Source organism: Fibrella forsythiae, from assembly GCF_017353175.1.
Taxonomy (GTDB): Bacteria; Bacteroidota; Bacteroidia; order Cytophagales; family Spirosomataceae; genus Fibrella; species Fibrella forsythiae.
Map to the genome: position 1 here is coordinate 384,043 of NZ_JAFMYW010000003.1, position 17,464 is coordinate 401,506.

Annotated in this window: 18 protein-coding genes; 9 read left to right on the forward strand and 9 right to left on the reverse strand. The window is 51.7% G+C overall.

Annotated features, from left to right (window positions below; translation table 11 throughout):
• Positions 1–196: 196 nt before the first annotated feature.
• A complete protein-coding gene (locus J2I46_RS13050; RefSeq protein ID WP_207329471.1) occupies positions 197–580 on the reverse strand; it encodes a TraR/DksA family transcriptional regulator in 384 nt (127 codons plus the stop codon).
• Between the two features lie 424 nt (positions 581–1,004).
• Between J2I46_RS13050 and J2I46_RS13055 the strand changes: the two genes are divergently transcribed.
• Positions 1,005–2,279 (forward strand): Glu/Leu/Phe/Val family dehydrogenase, encoded by a 1,275-nt coding sequence (locus tag J2I46_RS13055; RefSeq protein ID WP_207329472.1) that lies wholly within the window; start codon positions 1,005–1,007, stop codon positions 2,277–2,279.
• A gap of 108 nt (positions 2,280–2,387) precedes the next feature.
• Here J2I46_RS13055 and J2I46_RS13060 read toward each other — a convergent pair whose 3' ends face one another.
• Together J2I46_RS13060 and J2I46_RS13065 are read right to left on the reverse strand one after the other, a co-directional pair.
• A complete protein-coding gene (locus J2I46_RS13060; RefSeq protein WP_207329473.1) occupies positions 2,388–3,518 on the reverse strand; it encodes a flavin-containing monooxygenase in 1,131 nt (376 codons plus the stop codon).
• A gap of 102 nt (positions 3,519–3,620) precedes the next feature.
• A complete protein-coding gene (locus tag J2I46_RS13065) occupies positions 3,621–4,070 on the reverse strand; it encodes a DUF2147 domain-containing protein (RefSeq protein ID WP_207329474.1) in 450 nt (149 codons plus the stop codon).
• A 113-nt stretch (positions 4,071–4,183) separates the two neighbouring features.
• Here J2I46_RS13065 and J2I46_RS13070 point away from each other — a divergent pair, with 113 nt between their 5' ends.
• From J2I46_RS13070 to J2I46_RS13105, 8 genes are all read left to right on the forward strand, one after another.
• The gene (locus tag J2I46_RS13070) at positions 4,184–4,618 is read left to right on the forward strand and encodes an SRPBCC family protein (RefSeq protein ID WP_207329475.1); all 435 of its coding nucleotides are present in this window, start codon (positions 4,184–4,186) and stop codon (positions 4,616–4,618) included.
• 26 nt (positions 4,619–4,644) lie between these two features.
• The gene (locus J2I46_RS13075) at positions 4,645–5,163 is read left to right on the forward strand and encodes a chromate transporter (RefSeq protein WP_207329476.1); all 519 of its coding nucleotides are present in this window, start codon (positions 4,645–4,647) and stop codon (positions 5,161–5,163) included.
• Between the two features lie 188 nt (positions 5,164–5,351).
• Positions 5,352–6,263: an ABC transporter ATP-binding protein gene (locus J2I46_RS13080; protein ID WP_207329477.1), complete on the forward strand. Its 912-nt coding sequence runs from the start codon at positions 5,352–5,354 to the stop codon at positions 6,261–6,263.
• Positions 6,260–7,588 carry an ABC transporter permease gene (locus tag J2I46_RS13085; protein ID WP_207329478.1) on the forward strand — a complete coding sequence of 443 codons (1,329 nt, stop codon included), beginning with the start codon at positions 6,260–6,262 and terminating at the stop codon, positions 7,586–7,588. The genes J2I46_RS13080 and J2I46_RS13085 overlap by 4 nt, the downstream gene beginning before the upstream one ends.
• A gap of 122 nt (positions 7,589–7,710) precedes the next feature.
• Positions 7,711–7,938 carry a 4a-hydroxytetrahydrobiopterin dehydratase gene (locus J2I46_RS13090; RefSeq protein WP_207329479.1) on the forward strand — a complete coding sequence of 76 codons (228 nt, stop codon included), beginning with the start codon at positions 7,711–7,713 and terminating at the stop codon, positions 7,936–7,938.
• A 92-nt stretch (positions 7,939–8,030) separates the two neighbouring features.
• Positions 8,031–8,792 (forward strand): 16S rRNA (cytidine(1402)-2'-O)-methyltransferase, encoded by a 762-nt coding sequence (gene rsmI, locus J2I46_RS13095; RefSeq protein ID WP_207329480.1) that lies wholly within the window; start codon positions 8,031–8,033, stop codon positions 8,790–8,792.
• Entirely contained in the window at positions 8,731–10,017 is a 1,287-nt protein-coding gene (locus J2I46_RS13100) for a lipoprotein N-acyltransferase Lnb domain-containing protein (protein WP_229379737.1), read from the forward strand. The genes rsmI and J2I46_RS13100 overlap by 62 nt, the downstream gene beginning before the upstream one ends.
• An 88-nt stretch (positions 10,018–10,105) precedes the next feature.
• Complete coding sequence (locus J2I46_RS13105; protein WP_207329481.1) at positions 10,106–10,918, forward strand: inositol monophosphatase family protein; 813 nt, start codon at positions 10,106–10,108, stop codon at positions 10,916–10,918.
• Positions 10,919–11,022: 104 nt separating this feature from the next.
• Here J2I46_RS13105 and J2I46_RS13110 read toward each other — a convergent pair whose 3' ends face one another.
• The 6 genes from J2I46_RS13110 to J2I46_RS13135 form a co-directional block, all read right to left on the reverse strand.
• Positions 11,023–13,215, reverse strand: coding sequence for a peptidase domain-containing ABC transporter (locus J2I46_RS13110; protein ID WP_207329482.1), 2,193 nt, complete (start codon positions 13,213–13,215; stop codon positions 11,023–11,025).
• Between the two features lie 291 nt (positions 13,216–13,506).
• Entirely contained in the window at positions 13,507–14,013 is a 507-nt protein-coding gene (locus J2I46_RS13115; protein WP_207329483.1) for a peroxiredoxin family protein, read from the reverse strand.
• Positions 14,010–14,258 carry a hypothetical protein gene (locus J2I46_RS32855; protein WP_229379738.1) on the reverse strand — a complete coding sequence of 83 codons (249 nt, stop codon included), beginning with the start codon at positions 14,256–14,258 and terminating at the stop codon, positions 14,010–14,012. The genes J2I46_RS13115 and J2I46_RS32855 overlap by 4 nt, the downstream gene beginning before the upstream one ends.
• Positions 14,259–15,015: 757 nt before the next feature.
• Positions 15,016–15,231 carry a hypothetical protein gene (locus J2I46_RS13125; protein WP_207329484.1) on the reverse strand — a complete coding sequence of 72 codons (216 nt, stop codon included), beginning with the start codon at positions 15,229–15,231 and terminating at the stop codon, positions 15,016–15,018.
• A 172-nt stretch (positions 15,232–15,403) separates the two neighbouring features.
• Positions 15,404–16,033, reverse strand: coding sequence for a helix-turn-helix domain-containing protein (locus tag J2I46_RS13130; protein WP_207329485.1), 630 nt, complete (start codon positions 16,031–16,033; stop codon positions 15,404–15,406).
• A gap of 334 nt (positions 16,034–16,367) precedes the next feature.
• Positions 16,368–17,429, reverse strand: coding sequence for an NAD-dependent epimerase/dehydratase family protein (locus tag J2I46_RS13135; protein WP_207329486.1), 1,062 nt, complete (start codon positions 17,427–17,429; stop codon positions 16,368–16,370).
• Between the last annotated feature and the right edge of the window lie 35 nt (positions 17,430–17,464).

The following is a 17,464-nucleotide window of genomic DNA, read 5'->3' on the forward strand; positions in this document are numbered from 1 at the left end:
TAGATTGCCAACTTTTTACAACCGCATTGCCCTGATGAGCGGCAATAAAATGCTTGCCATATAACGACATAATGACACCCCCGCGCCATACCGTAAGATCCTGACAACAAAAGAGGCACTGACTCAGCCGGAACGTACCTGATACGCCGGGTAAGTCAGTGCCTACACGTTTGAGCTGCTGATGAGCAGCGCCACTTTATGAGCGACGAAGCTTGGCTTCGATCGTTTGCTGCGTATGTGGTACCGCCCGAAGACGTTCTTTGGGAATCAGTTTCCCTGAGTCGATGCAGATGCCATATGTTCCGTTTTTGATACGGACCATGGCCGACTCCAGCTGGTTGGTGAACTTCTGTAACCGGGCCGCTAATTGGCTGAGGTTTTCGCGTTCACTGGTGTCAGCACCATCTTCCAGTAACTTCGAGTTTCCCGATGTGTTATCGGTGCCACTATCATTTCGCTTACTGAGCGCCTCTTTGATGTAGTTCAGCTCACTACGCGTGGCCTCGAGTTTCTGCGAGATCAGCTCCTGAAACTCTTTCAAATCTTCTTCTGAATAACGCTTCTTCTCTTCCAAGACCATTGGTTGGTTGTATTGATAGGTTGGGTATTGCCCGGTGAATACTACAACAAAAATACAAAGCCGTTAGCGTCTTTTCAATAAAACATACAACCGCTCAAACTTTTTCAGAAAACTTACCCAGTTGATTATTGACTAAATGGCGAATCAATATTCTGAAAACTGCTTAATTGATGATTGACTATTCGGTTAAAGCCGAAGCACGGCGAACAATATACGTTACTGTTATTGTAGACGATTCTTAGATAAAATAGGCTTTTATCGTCAATTCGTACTTAATCGTTATGTTTACGACGGCAAGAAACGGGCAGTATGCTCTAACAAAAGATACATTTTTCAGAACCTTATAGTGACAATCTGACTTCTTAATGTCTTGCTTCTCTGCGTAATAGCGTGGAAATCAACACAGACTAAAAATAGAATGGTAATGGGATATATTGAACCAGCTCCAATTAAAGACAAAGAAAATCCGCTTCAATCCATGATGTCGCGTTTCGACGCAGCAGCCCGGCTGGTGGGCATCAGCGATGAGATGTACGACATTCTGAAAGTGCCGGCCCGGCAAGTAATTGTGGGCCTGCCCGTCACAATGGATAATGGAAGCATCCGGGTATTTGAAGGCTATCGGGTAATCCACTCAAACATTCTGGGGCCGTCTAAAGGCGGTATTCGCCTCGATCCGGCCGTACACCTCGACGAGGTACGTGCCCTAGCTGCCTGGATGACCTGGAAATGTGCCGTGGTTGACATTCCGTATGGTGGTGCCAAAGGTGGTATCGCCTGCAACCCCCGCGAAATGTCGGCTGGCGAAATTGAGCGACTCATTCGGGCGTATACCGTGCAGATGCTCGACGTGTTTGGACCCGACCGCGATATTCCGGCTCCTGATATGGGTACTGGCCCGCGTGAAATGGCCTGGATTGTTGATGAATACTCGAAAGCTAAAGGTATGACCATCAACGGTGTAGTGACTGGAAAGCCGCTTGTTCTGGGTGGTTCACTGGGCCGTACTGAAGCTACAGGCCGTGGTGTTACGGTGGCGGCGCTATCAGCCATGGACAAACTGCGGATGAACCCGTACCGGGCCACGGCGGCGGTGCAGGGTTTTGGTAACGTAGGCTCATTTGCTGCTGAACTGCTCCACGAACGTGGTGTAACGGTAAATGCTGTGAGCGACATTTCGGGGGGATATTATAACGACCGCGGCATTGATATCACTGCTGCGCTGGCGTACCGGAATGCCAATAAAGGTACCCTGGAGGGCTTTACCGGGGCTGAAAAGATCACGAATGAAGAGCTTCTGGCGCTGGCCGTTGATGTTCTGGTGCCGGCCGCCAAGGAAGACGTAATTACCGACGAAAACGCGCACACCATTCAGGCGCGGATGATCGTGGAGGGGGCCAACGGCCCAACCTCAGCATCGGCCGACGAGATCATCAACAGCAAAGGCATCATGGTGGTACCTGATATTCTGGCCAATGCCGGGGGCGTGACGGTGTCGTACTTTGAATGGGTACAAAACCGCATCGGTTACAAATGGACCCTCGACCGCATCAACCGCCGGGCCGACCGCGTGATGAAGGACGCCTTCGACCGGGTGTTTGAAACATCGCAGAAGTACAAGGTGCCTATGCGTCTGGCTGCCTACATGGTCGCCATCGAAAAAGTAGCCAGTACCTATACCTACCGAGGCGGGTACTAACTCAGTTACGAAATATACCTTGTGACGTACACTTAAAAAGAGCGTCGGCTTTCAGACTGGAGGCCGACGCTCTTTTTGTGATTGTTCAGGCCGGCTACACCAACGTACCTAGCTTTTCGTCAATTCCTCAACGATACGTTCGGAGTCGAGGCGGATGCCGCGGAGGATGCCGGTCAGGGGAAGGGCGAAACCGAGGAAATACAGACCCTTCAGGGCCGGACTAGTGTCCCACAGGCCGCGCGGGTAGCCTTTTTCGTTCAGAATTTTGCGGCTGATTTCGGGAGCCAGCAACTCAGCAAGGCCAGTGCGGTAGCCGGTTGCCAATATGATGGCATCGAACGGGTCTTCGCGGCCGTCAGTGAAGATAACGCTGTTGGGGTTCACCTGCTTAATACCGGGGCGTACGGCTATGGTGCCTGCCTTGATCTGATCTACCGTACCAAGGTCGATGACGGGTATTTTGCCGAGCACTCGAATCTGGTACGACGAAGGATAAGGCGGTGTGATAAGCCCGTACCTGGACAAATCACCAACGGTCAGTCTCTGCGACAGGCGAGCGGCAAAATCATAAAACCAGTTGGGCATTTTGCTGAGCTTGATGGCCGATGGCTGCGCGGGCCGACCAAAGGTGTCGCGCTTGACAATGTTGACGGGGCCACGGACCGATATGGTTGGAAAAGCCCCCTGCTCCTGTAAGTCGAGTGCCAGCTCGGCACCGGTATTTCCCATGCCCACAACCAGCGCCCGCTGCCCACGGAACATGGCGCCGGTCTTGTAATCGCGACTGTGCACTACTAAACCCCGAAATCCCTCGAGGCCAGGTATATCGGGCCGGTAGGGGACTCGATTGTAACCCGTACACACCACCACCTTATCTGACGCAAATGTGTGGGTTTTGGTGGTTACCTGCCAATGCCCATTCTGGGTACGTTCCAGCAACAGAACGTACTGGTTATAGAGTGGCTTGATACCGAAATGCGCAATGTACTGTTCCAGGTACGTTACCAGCTGGTTGCGCGAGACGTAGGTGGGGTAATGGGCGGGATAGGGGAGGTGCGGTAGGGCCGATTCTTCTTTGACTGTATGCAGGCACAGGCGGTCGTAGTGCTGACGCCAGGCTGCTCCTACGCTGTCGGTGGCTTCAAGCAGCATGAACGGTTGCCCTAGTTTAGCCAGTCTGCCCGCAACAGCGAGTCCGGCCGGCCCTGCACCGATAATGATCGTAGTAGATATAGTCATAGCGCAACAGGCGACTTTGATGGCCTGCAGGTCGATAAAGGATAAAGGGACTTACCGCTGCGGCAAGCCCCTTTATCCTTTATCGACCTGCAGGCTGGTTAGCTAGTTAAACCGCGTCCAGGTTTGAGATTTGCCGATGAGCGAGATGCCAACATAGCCGCGCACGTCGAGCGTGTTCGGGTTTTTCAGCGTCATTTTGCAGCTGTATGTCTTTCCATCTTCGGGGTTGTAGATCTTACCGTCATCCCAAACGTTGCCACCGTCGTAGCTGAAACCAGTCATGATGTTGAGGTTCAGCATCGGGCGGCTTTTTAGCTTATCGTCCGGATTTCTGAAGTCGAGTTTGGGTTTTCCCGTGGCCGGGTCGTTCGGTTCGATCAGCCAGACCAGCTTACCGAAGTATTTATCGCCTTGTTTATAAATCTGAATACGACCTTTTTTGGTGCCGTTGAGCCAGGTACCCAACACCGCATCGGGGTTGTCGGATGAACGGAAAGCCGTGGCCAGGAAGGTGATAAGGATCAGCGGAATGATGAAGCGTGAGACGTTCATATGTTGTGATAAATAAGGTTAGAATATGATTTAAGTCAGTAAGCAAAGATAGGCGGATTGACCTATCTTTTGTGGTTAGAGTCATACTGTTCTCTTTCGTTTAACTTACATACATGAAACTAATCATACGTACGCCTGTGAACTGCCCTTTGTCTACAGTCTGGGCAGGGTTCAACCGCGACTTGTTCAACCGGCTTAGCCCGCCTTTCCCGCCCGTGCGTGTGCTGCGATTCGATGGCTGTATGACTGGTGATGTTGTTTCGCTTGAACTGAACTTCATTTTCGTTAAACAGGTCTGGAACAGCGATATTATTGATCAGAAAGAAACCAATGATGAGATTTATTTTGTCGATCAGGGAACGAAACTGCCCTTTTTCCTGAAAGCCTGGCACCACAGGCACCGGCTGATTCGGCAGGGCGAAGGCACGATCATCGCCGATGAGATCACGTACCTGACGCCCTACCGCCTGCTCGATTACGTTATGTATCCACTGATGTGGGCACAATTTGCGTATCGAAAACCCATTTATCGTCGCGTTTTTAGGTAACCTCCGACCGATTAGTAAATAATATTGTGAATGGGTCTGTAAATCAGGTAAATAAGCAGGGAATAGTTGGTGGCACAACCAGCTTATATACTACCTTCTCTGACCTAAACCTCATTATTGTCATGGCCGAACCCGCCGTACTCGAACCTGAATTAGCACCAATTTTTACCAGTAAGGCGCCCTTTCAACTCCCCGATAACATCAAAGAGATTATTGTTAAAGTAGCGCCTTATGTTAGTGTCATCCTGTTGCCACTGAGCGTACTCGCCATTGTGCTCGGTGGCGGAGTGGCTATTTTGAGCGGCTTCTTCCTGAATATCCGCGCCAGTATCTCACTGCTGATCATCGTGGCTGCGCTTGTTATAGGTATACTTGCTATTCCGGGTTTATTTAAACGGACCAGAGAGAGCTGGACAAAACTATATCTGGCCCAACTCCTGTACCTGCTTTCAAGCATTGTGTCGTTCGATGTGTTTGGCTTCATCATTTCGTTCCTGATCGGCTTATTCATGCTGTTTCAAATCCGCGAGAAGTACACGAACTAGGCCGACCAATAGGCTGAGAAATTGGCCAAGCACAGATAGGATGGCCCCTGCCAGAATTGGTGGGGGCTGTTTTTTTGCCTTTCCTGTACAAATCGAACCGCTCTCTCTCATTGAAGCTATAGGTACGTTCGTGTCGGCTATATTTGGCTGACCGTCGCAGCTGCGGCTGTTCACCAACGGAAACGCATATGGCTATTCTGGAAACCCGCCACATTACGAAACAATATGCCCAGCACCGGGCGCTCGACGACGTCAGCCTGACTATTCCGAAAGGCAGCATTTTTGGCTTACTTGGCCCGAACGGTGCCGGTAAAACGTCGCTCATCCGAATCATCAACCAGATCACCGGCCCCGATGCGGGCGAAGTGTTCTTTGAAGGTAAGCCACTTGGTCCCGAACACGTTCGCCGGATTGGTTACCTGCCCGAAGAGCGGGGCCTGTACAAGAAGATGAAAGTGGGTGAACAACTCCTGTATCTGGCTCAGCTAAAAGGGCTTACTGAGAAGCAGGCCATGGACAAGCTCAAAATCTGGTTCGAGAAATTCGAGATCAAAACCTGGTGGAGCAAAAACGTGGAAGACCTCTCGAAAGGTATGCAGCAGAAAGTTCAGTTTGTGGCCACGGTGCTGCACCAGCCCGACCTGCTCATTCTGGACGAACCGTTTTCCGGCTTCGACCCCATCAACGCCAACCTCATCCGCGACGAGATTCTGGAACTGCGCGATAAAGGCACCACCATCATCTTCTCGACCCACCGGATGGAAACCGTTGAGGAACTGTGCGACCATATTGCCTTGATTCACCGCTCAAAGAAAATCCTCGACGGGCCGAAACTCGCAATAAAAGAGCAATTCAAGACGCACACCTACCGCGTTGAGTACCAGGGTGACCTGAGCCAGCTACCTACCGCCTTTACCGTGACAGATGCGGGTAAGAGCGAAGACGGTTTCAGCCGGGCCGACATCAAGATTCCGGCCGATGCGGCCGTCAATGACCTGATCCGCCTGCTCATCGACCGCGTTCAGGTACGTCTTTTCGGCGAAAACATTCCAAGTATGAACGACATCTTCATTAAAGCCATTGGTAGCGCTGCCTTATGAACACTATACTTATAATCATCAAACGGGAGTATCTGGTACGTGTCCGGAAAAAGTCGTTTATCGTCATGACCATCCTGGCGCCGCTCATGCTGGCTGCGTTTTATGGGGCTATCATATGGGCCACCGTCGGGTCAGTGTCGATGAAGAAAGTGGCTGTTATTGATCAGAATGGTCAGTTTGTCAATAAGTTGAAAGGTGACGAAGAAACGGCGTTCGTGTACGTGAACGATTCGCCCGAGAAAGCCAAAAAGCAGTTGGTTGCCAAAAATTATGATGCATTGGCCATTATTCCGAAAGATGTCATTGAGCAACCCAGAACGGTACAGATTTTCTCGAATAAGAGTGTAAGCCTTAACCTGCAAAGCAATATTGAATCGGCGATTTCCAAAGAGATTGAGACGATCAAATTGAGCCGGTCGGGTATTACGCAGCAGGTGATTAAAGAGGCTAAAACGAAGGTGTCGGCCAAAACGATCAACCTGAGCGACGAGGGCGAAAAAAGCACCAATTCGATCATCACCACGATCATTGGTGGCCTGTGTGGTTTTTTGATTTATCTGTCGGTGTTTATTTACGGAGCGCAGGTGATGCGGGGGGTGCTGGAAGAAAAAACCAACCGGATCATTGAGGTCATTATCTCTTCGGTCAAGCCGTTTCAGCTCATGATGGGCAAAATCGTTGGTGTGGGGTTAGTAGGTCTTACTCAGTTCACGCTCTGGATTTTACTGACAATCGGCGTAGTGTCGGCTGGCTCGGCCATTTTTGGCGCTAACTATGCCAAAACTGCCGCCAATACCCGGTCTATGCAGATGAGTACCGTACCGGGGCAGAGCGATGTTCAGAAGAAGATGGAGGATTCGAAAAATCCGGTCGCTGAAATGACCGCCGCCATCAAAACCCTGAACGTACCCCTCATTGCGGGTTGCTTTCTGTTCTTCTTCCTGGGTGGTTACTTACTCTACAGTTCACTTTTCGGAGCCATAGGGGCCGCAGTTGACAGCGAAACGGAAACGCAGCAATTTATGCTGCCTATCACTATTCCCATTATCGCTTCCATTGCCCTATCGCAACTGATTATCCGTGACCCCGACGGGACGCTGGCGTTCTGGATGTCGATGGTGCCGCTAACGTCCCCGATTATTATGATGATTCGTATTCCGTTTGGGGTACCGGCCTGGCAAATTGCGCTGAGTATGGGTCTGTTGATCGCCGGTTTTATGGGCACCACCTGGCTGGCCGCCCGTATTTATCGCGTGGGTATTCTGATGTACGGCAAGAAGCCAACGTACCGGGAGTTATCGAAATGGATTTTTTATAAAGCATAAAACAGGAGGAAAGGAGGAAGGGGAGGAAGGAGGAAAGGGAGCTTCGCTAGTGGCATAAACTTGCATCAAGCGGAGCTCCCTTTCCTCCTTCCTCCCCTTCCTCCTTTCCTCCCCCCATTATTATGTGGCAGGAAACAGACAATAAGCTCGTTCGGCACTTTACCTTTGCCGACTTCACGGAGGCGTTTGCCTTTATGACCCGCGTGGCGCTGATCGCCGAGAAAATGGATCATCACCCGTTCTGGACCAACGTCTACAACAAGGTGACCATCGAACTGACGACCCACGACGCGGGCAATACCGTGACCGAAAAAGACCGCACGCTGGCGGCAGCGATAGATAAACTTTAGTCGGTAGTCAATAGTCGATAGTCGCGCTGCTAAACCACCATTTTGAAGTTTAGCAGCGCGACTATCGACTATTGACTACCGACTCACTACCCATGAAACTTTACCTCGTACCAACCCCCATCGGGAACCTCGACGATATTACGCTGCGGGCGGTGAAGGTGCTGCAGAGCGTTGATGGCATTCTGGCTGAAGACACCCGCACGTCGGGGTTTTTGCTGAAGCACCTGAACATCAGCAAGCCGCTCCACAGTTACCATATCTTCAACGAACACGGGACGATTCAGAAAGTCATTGCGCAGTTGAAGGCGGGGAAAACGCTGGCGCTGGTATCTGATGCTGGTACGCCCGCCGTATCTGACCCCGGTTTCATGCTGGTACGGGCGTGCATTGAAGCCGATATTCCGGTAGAGTGTTTGCCCGGTGCCACGGCGTTCGTACCGGCGCTGGTCAATTCGGGACTACCAACAGACCGGTTTACCTTCGAAGGCTTTTTGCCCCACAAAAAAGGGAAGCAAACGCGCATACAGGCGCTGGCCGACGAAACCCGGACGATGATCTTCTATGAATCGCCGCACCGGTTGCTGAAAACGCTGGAGCAACTGGCCGATGTATTTGGTGCTGACCGTCCCGCCAGTGTGTCGCGTGAGCTGACCAAGCTGTTTGAAGAAACGGTGCGGGGTACGTTGACCGAGATTCAGGCGTATTTTGCGGCGAAACCCATCAAAGGCGAAATCGTGTTGTGCGTGGGAGGGAAACCGGAACCAGTCGAACAGAAACGCAACAAAAAAGGCGATGACTATTACAAACAACGGGCAACCGGCGACGAAGACGAAACAGATGACGATGATGAATAGCCTTCCCAAACTCAGGTACGTCCTGACGGCCCTGTTCATTATCCATTGTTCATTGTTCATTGGTGCTTCCGCCCAGCAACTGTCGCCCGCTGCCCGTGTGAGCCTGATCACGTATGGCCCCGGTCAGGAAGATATTTCGTCGGTGTTCGGGCATACCGAAATCCGTATCAACGACCCGATGACGGGGATCGATCGTAACTACAGCTACGGTGGGTTCGATTACGCTGCCGACTACTTCGTCATCAAGTTCCTGCGGGGTACGTTGCCGTATCATATCTCGTCGCACAACCTGTTTCAGGTTGCCTATTACTACCAGCAGTATAACCGGAGCATTCGCGAGCAGGTGCTGAACATGTCGGGGCCGCAGAAACAGCGGCTGTATCAGGCGCTGGAAACGAATTTGCTACCACAGAATCGCGAGTACAGCTACCGATTCTACTACGATAATTGCTCGACACGTCCCCGCGATATGATCACGACGGCCATGGGCGACAGCCTGATCTGGTCGCCTCAGGTGAAACAGCCCACCAAGTCGTATCGTGACTGGATGAACGATTACCTGGGTGCTAAACCCTGGGAGCGGTTGGGCATGAACCTGGCCATTGGCCGGCCGGCTGATAAAGTAACGACCGGCTGGGAAGCCATGTACCTGCCCAACAACGTGTTCGATCAGCTTACCAAAGCGCAGGTACGTGCCCCGAACGGGCAGCTGACGCCGCTGGTCACCCAGGAGCAAACGATTTTTGCCGGGCAGCAACTGTTCAAAAGCACCCTGCCAATTGTGGCTTATCCCGATTTCGTGTTTTTGGTGCTGCTCGTGATCGTGGCCTTCCTGACGTGGCGGCACTGGAACGCTGGTGCCCGCTCGGGCATGTGGCTCGACCGGTTGCTGTTTGGCTTTGCAGGGGCGTGGGGCTGGTTTCTGTTTCTGCTCTGGTTTGCCACCGACCACGGCGTCACGACCTGGAACCCTACATTGCTCTGGCTGATGCCACTGCACCTCCCGGGCGTTTTCTGGGCCACTTCGCCCAAACGGCATCCATTTGAGCGGAATACGTATTTCCGTATCACGGCGCTGCTGCTGATCATCTCGTTCTTCGTCCTGAACGCCCCCGGCTTTGCCGATACGCTCTTCGTGGGTACGTTGCTGGTGCGGGCGCTCTTTCGCTCGTGGGTAAAAACCGAACGGGCCAATTTGACTACAGATTTAATAACTCAGAGTTAATTTTTCCGGACAGAATTCACAGGATTCTCCCTGCTTTTGACGGAGAGGAAAATCCTGTGAATCCTGTCAGAATACTAACCGCTGCATAATGACTTTCCCTCAAAATTTTCGCGCTGACCTCAACGCCATTGCGCGCGAAGCAGGTACGTTCCTGCTGGCCGAACGCCAGAAATTCAGCCTCGATGCCATCGAATACAAAGGACTGAACGACCTGGTGTCGTACGTCGATAAAGAGTGCGAGAAGATGCTGGTGCCGAGGCTACACGCGTTGCTGCCTGAGGCCGGTTTTATCACCGAAGAGGGCACCACCGACCAGGCTGACAAATCGGGCCTGAACTGGATCATCGACCCGCTCGACGGAACGACTAACTTCATTCATAACCTGCCGATTTTCGCCGTGAGCATTGGCCTGGCGCAGGGTAACCGACCCATTGCCGGTGTGGTGTATGATCCCAACCGAGATGAATGCTTTTCGGCGGCTGAGGGACAGGGAGCCTGGCTTAGCGTTGGTGGTGGCGACGAGCAACCCATGCGCGTGTCAGGCGCACAAAAGCTGGCCGATGGGCTGATTGCGACGGGTTTTCCGTATTACCGCTTTGAGCAGATGCAGCCGTATCTGCACATTCTGGAGCAACTGATGCAACGTACCCACGGCCTGCGCCGAATGGGCTCGGCCGCTATTGATCTCGCCTACGTAGCCGCTGGCCGCTTCGAAGCCTTTTTTGAGTACAACCTCAAATCATGGGATATGGCGGCGGGCATGTGCCTCGTGCGCGAAGCAGGTGGCATCGTCACTGATTTCGAGGGCGGCGATACAACCCTGTTCGGCGGCGACGTCGTAGCCGGTTGCGCCGTTCAGCCCGAGTTGCTGGGTGTTATTGGTGACTATTGGGAGAAATAGACGTAGAGCCGCAACATCTTGTCGGTCCGTCGGTGCGGGCTACTCTGGCGTCAGCAACGTGTATTGGCGTCTTCTATAACGTCAATAGTTTGTACGTGTGTTGCTTACGCGAGATGAGCCCGCACCGGCGGACCGGCAAGGTATTGCGGCTCTACGCATACCAACTGTCTACCATCCAACAGGTAGGTTCGGTCAGCTAACTCCGAATGCTGCGCTTTGTGGGTGATGAACAGAATGCCGACTTGTGGCTGTAATTGCGTGAGGAGGTCCAGCACGAATTGTTCGGTGTGGCGGTCCATGGCGGCGGTGGGCTCATCGAGCAAAAGCAGTTGTGGCCGTTGGTACAGGGCGCGGGCCAGTGCAACGAGTTGACGTTGACCGCCCGACAGGTTTACGCCGTCTTCGCCCAGGATGGTCAGGTAGCCTTGCGGAAACTGCTCGAAATAGGTCGAGAAACCATAATCGCGGCAGAACTGAACGATGGCTTCGGCTTCGTCGGCGGTTTGGCTCAGGCAGATATTATCCAGCAACGTACCTGAGAACAGCTTGATCTGTTGCGGCACTACGCCCAGCGCCGTTCGCCAGGTAGGTACGTCGATCTGTTGCCAATCGTGTCCGTTGACCAGCAGTTGCCCGTTTTCGGGGGTGTAGAATCGTTGCAGGACCTGAAGTAACGTGCTTTTGCCGCTGCCACTTTCGCCAAGTAGCGTTACCCATTCACCCCGCCGCAGCTGGAGCGATATGTTTTCGAGCAGCAATGCCCGGCCCGGAAACCGGAAATCCAGCCCCTTAATGGACAGCGACTCGAACGCAAACGTCGGGTCAGGTACGTGCTCTGTAGGCTCTTGTTGCAGGTGGGCGTATTCATACATCCGGTCGAAAGCGACATGGGCTTCCTGCAACTGAATGTTGGTCAACGACAGGCTGACCACCGCCGGAATAATGGTGCCGACCAGCGTGAGCACCGCCATCATTTCACCCAGTTGCATGGTTTTCTGTACCACCAGCCACGAAATAGCGCCTAGAATAGCCGTGATCAGCAGGGCAGCAATGACTTCGGCAGTCAGGTTGAAACGCAGGCCCAACGTACCCAGGGAATAGGCGCGATCCTGATAGTGACCGTAGACGGTTTTGGTAATGGCCGAAAAAAACGATTCCCGGTTGGCCGTTTTAATCACGTCGATGCCCTGAATGGTATCGACATAATTGCTTTCGGTGCGGGCCGATGCTGCCATCACCTCGCGCTGCCCGTTGATGATACGCCGATGATATCGCCACACCAACGCGGCAAAGAGGGGGATGCTCAGTAACGTCAGCAAACCCACCGGCACGGCGTAGGTGAAAATGTAGCCGACTGATATAAGCACCACCAACGCGTTGATAATGACCGCGCCGGTCAGGTGGCTGATCGTGCGCTGAATGCGGCCGGTATCATTCAGCCGGGCAATGAGTTCGCCCGTCTTGCGGCTATCGAAAAATGACTTGGGCAAACGCAGCAGCGACCCATAAAACTGATTGACGATGCGGTTGTTGAAGTCGCGGCTTTGGCGATTGAGCAGCAGCCCGCGCAGAAAACCCACCCCGGCCCGCGCCACCAGCAAAACCGCCAGCAGACCAATACCCAGCATTAGCCGTTTGGTGTCGTGTTTGGGTAGAATTTCATCGACCAGTTTCTGCGAAAAAATAGCCGTCGACAGCCCCAGCACCGCCGTAACGATGCCCAGGCCCGTAGCAATGGAGAGTAAAGGAATGTCGGCCCGCACCAGGTTGAGCAGCCAGGTACGTTGCTGTTTCTTCTCGTCGGCCTGTTTCACCAGCCGCTCCGTTGGTATCGGGTGCAACAACACCAGCGACGTCCATATCGCGGCTAGTTCGTCGGTGGTTTGGTGGTGTACGCCCCGCGCCGGATCGCCGATCAGAAATTGCTGCCGGGCAGCGTCCCAGCCGTAGCAGACCACGTAATGCTGCAACACATTATCGATCAGGACATGGAGAATGACCGGCACCGACACGTCGGTTTTCAGGTTCTCGATGCTGTCGGCTTGCATACCGTCGGCGTCGAACCCGATTTGCCGCGCGGCCTGACACAGGCCCAGCAAGGTGGTTCCCTGCGCGTCGGTACCGCTTAGTTCGCGCAGCCGTTCCAGCCGACTATATCCGCCATAATAGGCCAGGAGCGATGCCAGACAGGCCACCCCACAATCAGACTGCCCCTGCTGCCGGATCAATGTTTTCTCCAGTATATCGAGGTAAAGACCGGGCAAGGCCGAGTTGCGCGAACGAAAGGGATTTTTCATAGCGATGAAGGCGTAAGCCAGGCAATGAACAGCAACAACAAATCGACAAGCACAGGAATGATCTGTTCCATTAGGTGGGGAGTGATGGATTGATATATAGTGGGTTAGTGTATTGCTTCGGGTTATAGGCTTCACGCTGTAGGCCCTTCGACAGGCTCGGCGCCCCCGGCTCAGGGTGACAAGACACATCAGGATGTACATGACGACCTTGAGTAAGATTGTCACCCTGAGCCTGTCGAAGGGCCTACAGCGCGAAAGCAATACACTAAAAGTTAGCGTAGAATGCCCTTCCTACAAACGTTTGGCAATGGCGGTGATGCTGGTTTCGCCTTTGAATCGGTGCGACAACGTACCGTCGGCATGGTAAATCAAGACATCGGGCACAGAAACGAAACCGAACGTATCGTGCGCTACCTGCCGGTCTATATGCGCCATGCGAAGGCCCGGTACGCTGGCAAGCTGATAGGTTTGGACAAATGTTTTCAGCGCCGGAACCGGTGCTGCCGATAACAGCACAAGATTGGCTTCGGCCAATGCGGCGTACTCGTTGCGTAGCTCCCGCGCCTCGCGCTGACAATGCTCACAATCGGGCTCGAAGTAGATCAGCACCGTTGGTTTTCCCGCCGAGGTAAGCGTAAACGTATCACCACTGATGCCCTGCACCGTGCAGGAGGGCAACGTTTGGGTACGTTTGGCTATGGCTTTCTTTCGCTCCAGTTTGGTGGTGAAACCCCAAACCAAGTAGGCTAACGTACATAGGAAAGCCATCAGAATTGCCCATTTCAGGTACGTTCTCATGACAGGCTAACGGTTAAGAACATGACCAGCACCACCCACAACACCAACCCCGACCCGTAGGAGGCCATCACCAGCCCAAAGCCCCGTTCCAGCGAGGCATTCATGACCCGCGCCACCCCGTAGGCAAGCGCAAACCAGTAAGCCACTTCAAACAGGTTGAGCACCTGCAACGGGTAAAGCAAGTACGGCTCCACCGTACCTGGCTCAAACAGATTGAGGAGACTCAGCGGGTAGAATAGTTGCAAGTCGTTGAGGGTATAGTCGGTTTGTATGAAAAGGAACCAGAGCAATTTGATGAGGCCGGGAACGAGTAGTACAAACTCTGCTAGGATAGCTACTTTGAAAAAGGGCTTGAAATGCCATTTATCAAAAGCAAAATAAAACCCTAAGCTGATACATGAGGTAATAATAGTAAATTTTAGTAAACTGAAAATTGGCAATATTAAATAGCTTATCCAAGACCAATTATGTGTTAATTGTATGATTTCTTGAATTTGATCATAAGAAATTTTTTCAGATAAATCGTTAAAAAATAATTCATCGGAAAATAATATTTTCTGTCCAGCAAAGGACATTGACAATGATAGAAACATATTTATTAATAGTAGATATCCTATTTTATACTTATCTCTTCTAATCAAATATTTAAAGTGATCAAATTTTCTATTATTCATTTTGCTAAATTTTAGTTTAGAAAGTGTAAAGGTTAATGCGTAAAAGGGATATTCTATAACTAGTCTAGAATATTTGAATTTTAGCCTTTTTTTTCTTTTCGAGATCTAAATGCCATGTAAAATGAAAAGAAGCTAACAAGTAACAACGGATAAGTTATGTACGTGATGCCTATTTCTGACATGGCTGTTTTCGGATTCAGTAACTGATATAGTGCATAGCCAACAAGAATAGAAGCTAGACAAACCCAGATAAGTGTAGTGCGATTCATGAGGTTAATTTTTTGTTGAATAGCCAGCATTGCTGCTGGCTATTCAACGTTTCAAATTTTTAAGAAACACAGTCTCCGATAGAAAATCCTGTACCTATTCCACCAGCTATCCCACCAACTAGGGTCCACGCTACCATAGCTGAGGTTCCGCCAGTAACAGGAGTTAAAGCCACTCCAGCAACTATACCAATTACTCCTAGCGCTGCAGTGAAGCAAGACGCTTCATTAACACCACCTTGGATTTCTTGTAAAGAAGGATCATTGAGAGTCTTCATATTTAATATTGCTATTAATCACCTACTCTTTTCCGGCTTTTCGGTGTCCGCCTTTGTTCGTTTGAACATGACAAAGGTGGCGCGTGAATTGGCTCTATACATGAGGAAGTTTACCCAGATTCTTCCTCATTTTTATCTGGGTGAGTTTACCTATGACTTACCTATATCTTACCTAGGCGAGCAACGAAAGGAGTTGATCTCGGTGGTTGATGACATAGCGGGTCAGGCTACCGGGGCCACCGGTTACCTGTAGCTTTTGGGCCATGCTGTAACGGTGATTATTGACGGTTTTTTCGCTGATAAAAAGTGCCTTCGCAATCTGCGGGCCTGTTTTTTGCTCACAAATACCCCGTAACACCCGCCGCTCGGCTTGGGTCAATGCTGCAAAGCCGGGAAACGTAACGGCTGCTTTGTCGATAGCAGTAACCTGAAGCAACGACGACTTATAGAAGCGGCCACTAATGAGCGTTTGCAGGCATGCGGTTAGCTCGGGTAGGGTGCAGATTACATCAAACTCCAGCTCGTCGATCAATGCCCAAAGGGCTTGTGGTGTAAGCTCATCTGATGTTAGGCAAATTACAATCTGTGTCTGCGGGCTAGCTGCCCGTATGTGCGTAAATAGGGTAGGGTCGCGGAGATAATCCTGGGTAATGAGTGCGAAGCGGGGCTGTGCCGTCGCCAAACCGTCAATGAAGCGGTGCGCTTCTGACTGCGGGTTTCGCCACTGTATGCCTACTTCATCTGAAGCAGCCATAATCAGCAAGGCAATGGATTTACGGGGGCACAAAGCAGCAAGCGACATTGCGGATATAGTTCAAAGCGGTGCAATGCTAACCATTACGTTAGTTATGGCAAGTAACTATATTTTTGATTTAGACTTTTATAATGTTATGTATTTATTTTAGATGTGGAGATAAATAGCTGATTTGTAAATAGTTATGATATGATTGGTACGCTAATTCGTAAACGCGTGCCTATGCGGCTTTCAGGTACGTTATCATATATTAAAAAACGGGTGCTGTAGCCGAACACATGGTTCAGGTACAGCACCCGTTTTTGTTGGTTGGGTTGGTTGTATTTCGCGTATTGCTGACGCCAGAGGAGACGCAACATCTTGCGTCTCTACATGACATACATTACTTCAGGATCGGCTCCAGGGCTTCGCGGTTGGCGTCGAGCCAGTCGTGGATGTCGGAGACGATTTCGCGCATGCCTTTTTCGGGTTTCCAGCCGGTGAGGGCCGTTACCTTCGTATTGTCGGTGATGTAGAGGCGAATGTCGGCGGCGCGGTTTTCGGCTACTTCACGGATCGGGATGGTCTTGCCAGTCACTTCCTGACAGATCTTGGTCAGCTCCTGCAATGAGGCGCTGCTTTCGTTACCACCGCCCGCGTTCAGAATCTCTCCGTTTATCACGTCGAGGTTGTGGAGCTGGAAGTCGATGAGACGGTAGAGGTCGTCTACGTGCAGCATGTCGCGGGTTTGTTTGCCCGTTCCGCCGTAGCCAATGTAGGCGAGTTGCTGCTCGAAATAGTGCTTGGCAATCCACAGCACCATCACGCCCTGATCGATCTTGCCCATCTGCCACGGACCGGTAATGACGCCACACCGGTTGATGACGGTTTTCAGGCCATAGAACTCGTTGTATTCCTGAATCAGCAGTTCCGACGCCAGTTTGGTGGTTCCATACAGCGACCGTGCGCCGTCCAGCGGGAAATTCTCGGCAATGCCTTTGCTCGACACGCCCGGAATGGGTTGATCGTCGGTGAGTTCAAAGCGGGTTTCGCCTTCCTTGAAGTTCAGCGTTTCCAGCGCCTTGATCGGGTAAATCCGGCTGGTTGAGAGGAAGATAAACGCGGCTTTGTGCTTCAGCGCGTAGTTGAGGCAGTTGACCGTTCCGAACAGGTTGGTGTTGATCAGGTAATCGGGCGTACCATCCAGACCGGCTAGTACCGATGGCTCGGCCGAAGCTTCAATAACCGTATCAACGGCTGGCAGTGCGTCGAAATCTTCCTTGCTCCGAATATCGCCGTGAACGAACTCAACACCTGCCTGTTTCAGGCGCGAAATGTTCAGCTCCGATCCCCGACGTTTCAGGTTGTCGAGGCAATAGATGGTGTAGTCGGGGTAGTTTTTTTTGAGGGCAATGGCCAGTGCTGACCCAACGAACCCGGCCCCGCCGGTAATTAACAACTTCATAGTCTACAGTTTTCAGTTTACTGTTTTCAGTTGCG

Coding starts and splice junctions, on each gene's coding strand:
- J2I46_RS13050 (WP_207329471.1), bottom strand. CDS start 580: ATGGTCTTGGAAGAGAAGAAGCGTTATTCAGAAGAAGATTTGAAAGAG.
- J2I46_RS13055 (WP_207329472.1), top strand. CDS start 1,005: ATGGGATATATTGAACCAGCTCCAATTAAAGACAAAGAAAATCCGCTT.
- J2I46_RS13060 (WP_207329473.1), bottom strand. CDS start 3,518: ATGACTATATCTACTACGATCATTATCGGTGCAGGGCCGGCCGGACTC.
- J2I46_RS13065 (WP_207329474.1), bottom strand. CDS start 4,070: ATGAACGTCTCACGCTTCATCATTCCGCTGATCCTTATCACCTTCCTG.
- J2I46_RS13070 (WP_207329475.1), top strand. CDS start 4,184: ATGAAACTAATCATACGTACGCCTGTGAACTGCCCTTTGTCTACAGTC.
- J2I46_RS13080 (WP_207329477.1), top strand. CDS start 5,352: ATGGCTATTCTGGAAACCCGCCACATTACGAAACAATATGCCCAGCAC.
- J2I46_RS13085 (WP_207329478.1), top strand. CDS start 6,260: ATGAACACTATACTTATAATCATCAAACGGGAGTATCTGGTACGTGTC.
- J2I46_RS13090 (WP_207329479.1), top strand. CDS start 7,711: ATGTGGCAGGAAACAGACAATAAGCTCGTTCGGCACTTTACCTTTGCC.
- rsmI (WP_207329480.1), top strand. CDS start 8,031: ATGAAACTTTACCTCGTACCAACCCCCATCGGGAACCTCGACGATATT.
- J2I46_RS13100 (WP_229379737.1), top strand. CDS start 8,731: ATGACTATTACAAACAACGGGCAACCGGCGACGAAGACGAAACAGATG.
- J2I46_RS13105 (WP_207329481.1), top strand. CDS start 10,106: ATGACTTTCCCTCAAAATTTTCGCGCTGACCTCAACGCCATTGCGCGC.
- J2I46_RS13110 (WP_207329482.1), bottom strand. CDS start 13,215: ATGAAAAATCCCTTTCGTTCGCGCAACTCGGCCTTGCCCGGTCTTTAC.
- J2I46_RS13115 (WP_207329483.1), bottom strand. CDS start 14,013: ATGAGAACGTACCTGAAATGGGCAATTCTGATGGCTTTCCTATGTACG.
- J2I46_RS13125 (WP_207329484.1), bottom strand. CDS start 15,231: ATGAAGACTCTCAATGATCCTTCTTTACAAGAAATCCAAGGTGGTGTT.
- J2I46_RS13130 (WP_207329485.1), bottom strand. CDS start 16,033: ATGTCGCTTGCTGCTTTGTGCCCCCGTAAATCCATTGCCTTGCTGATT.
- J2I46_RS13135 (WP_207329486.1), bottom strand. CDS start 17,429: ATGAAGTTGTTAATTACCGGCGGGGCCGGGTTCGTTGGGTCAGCACTG.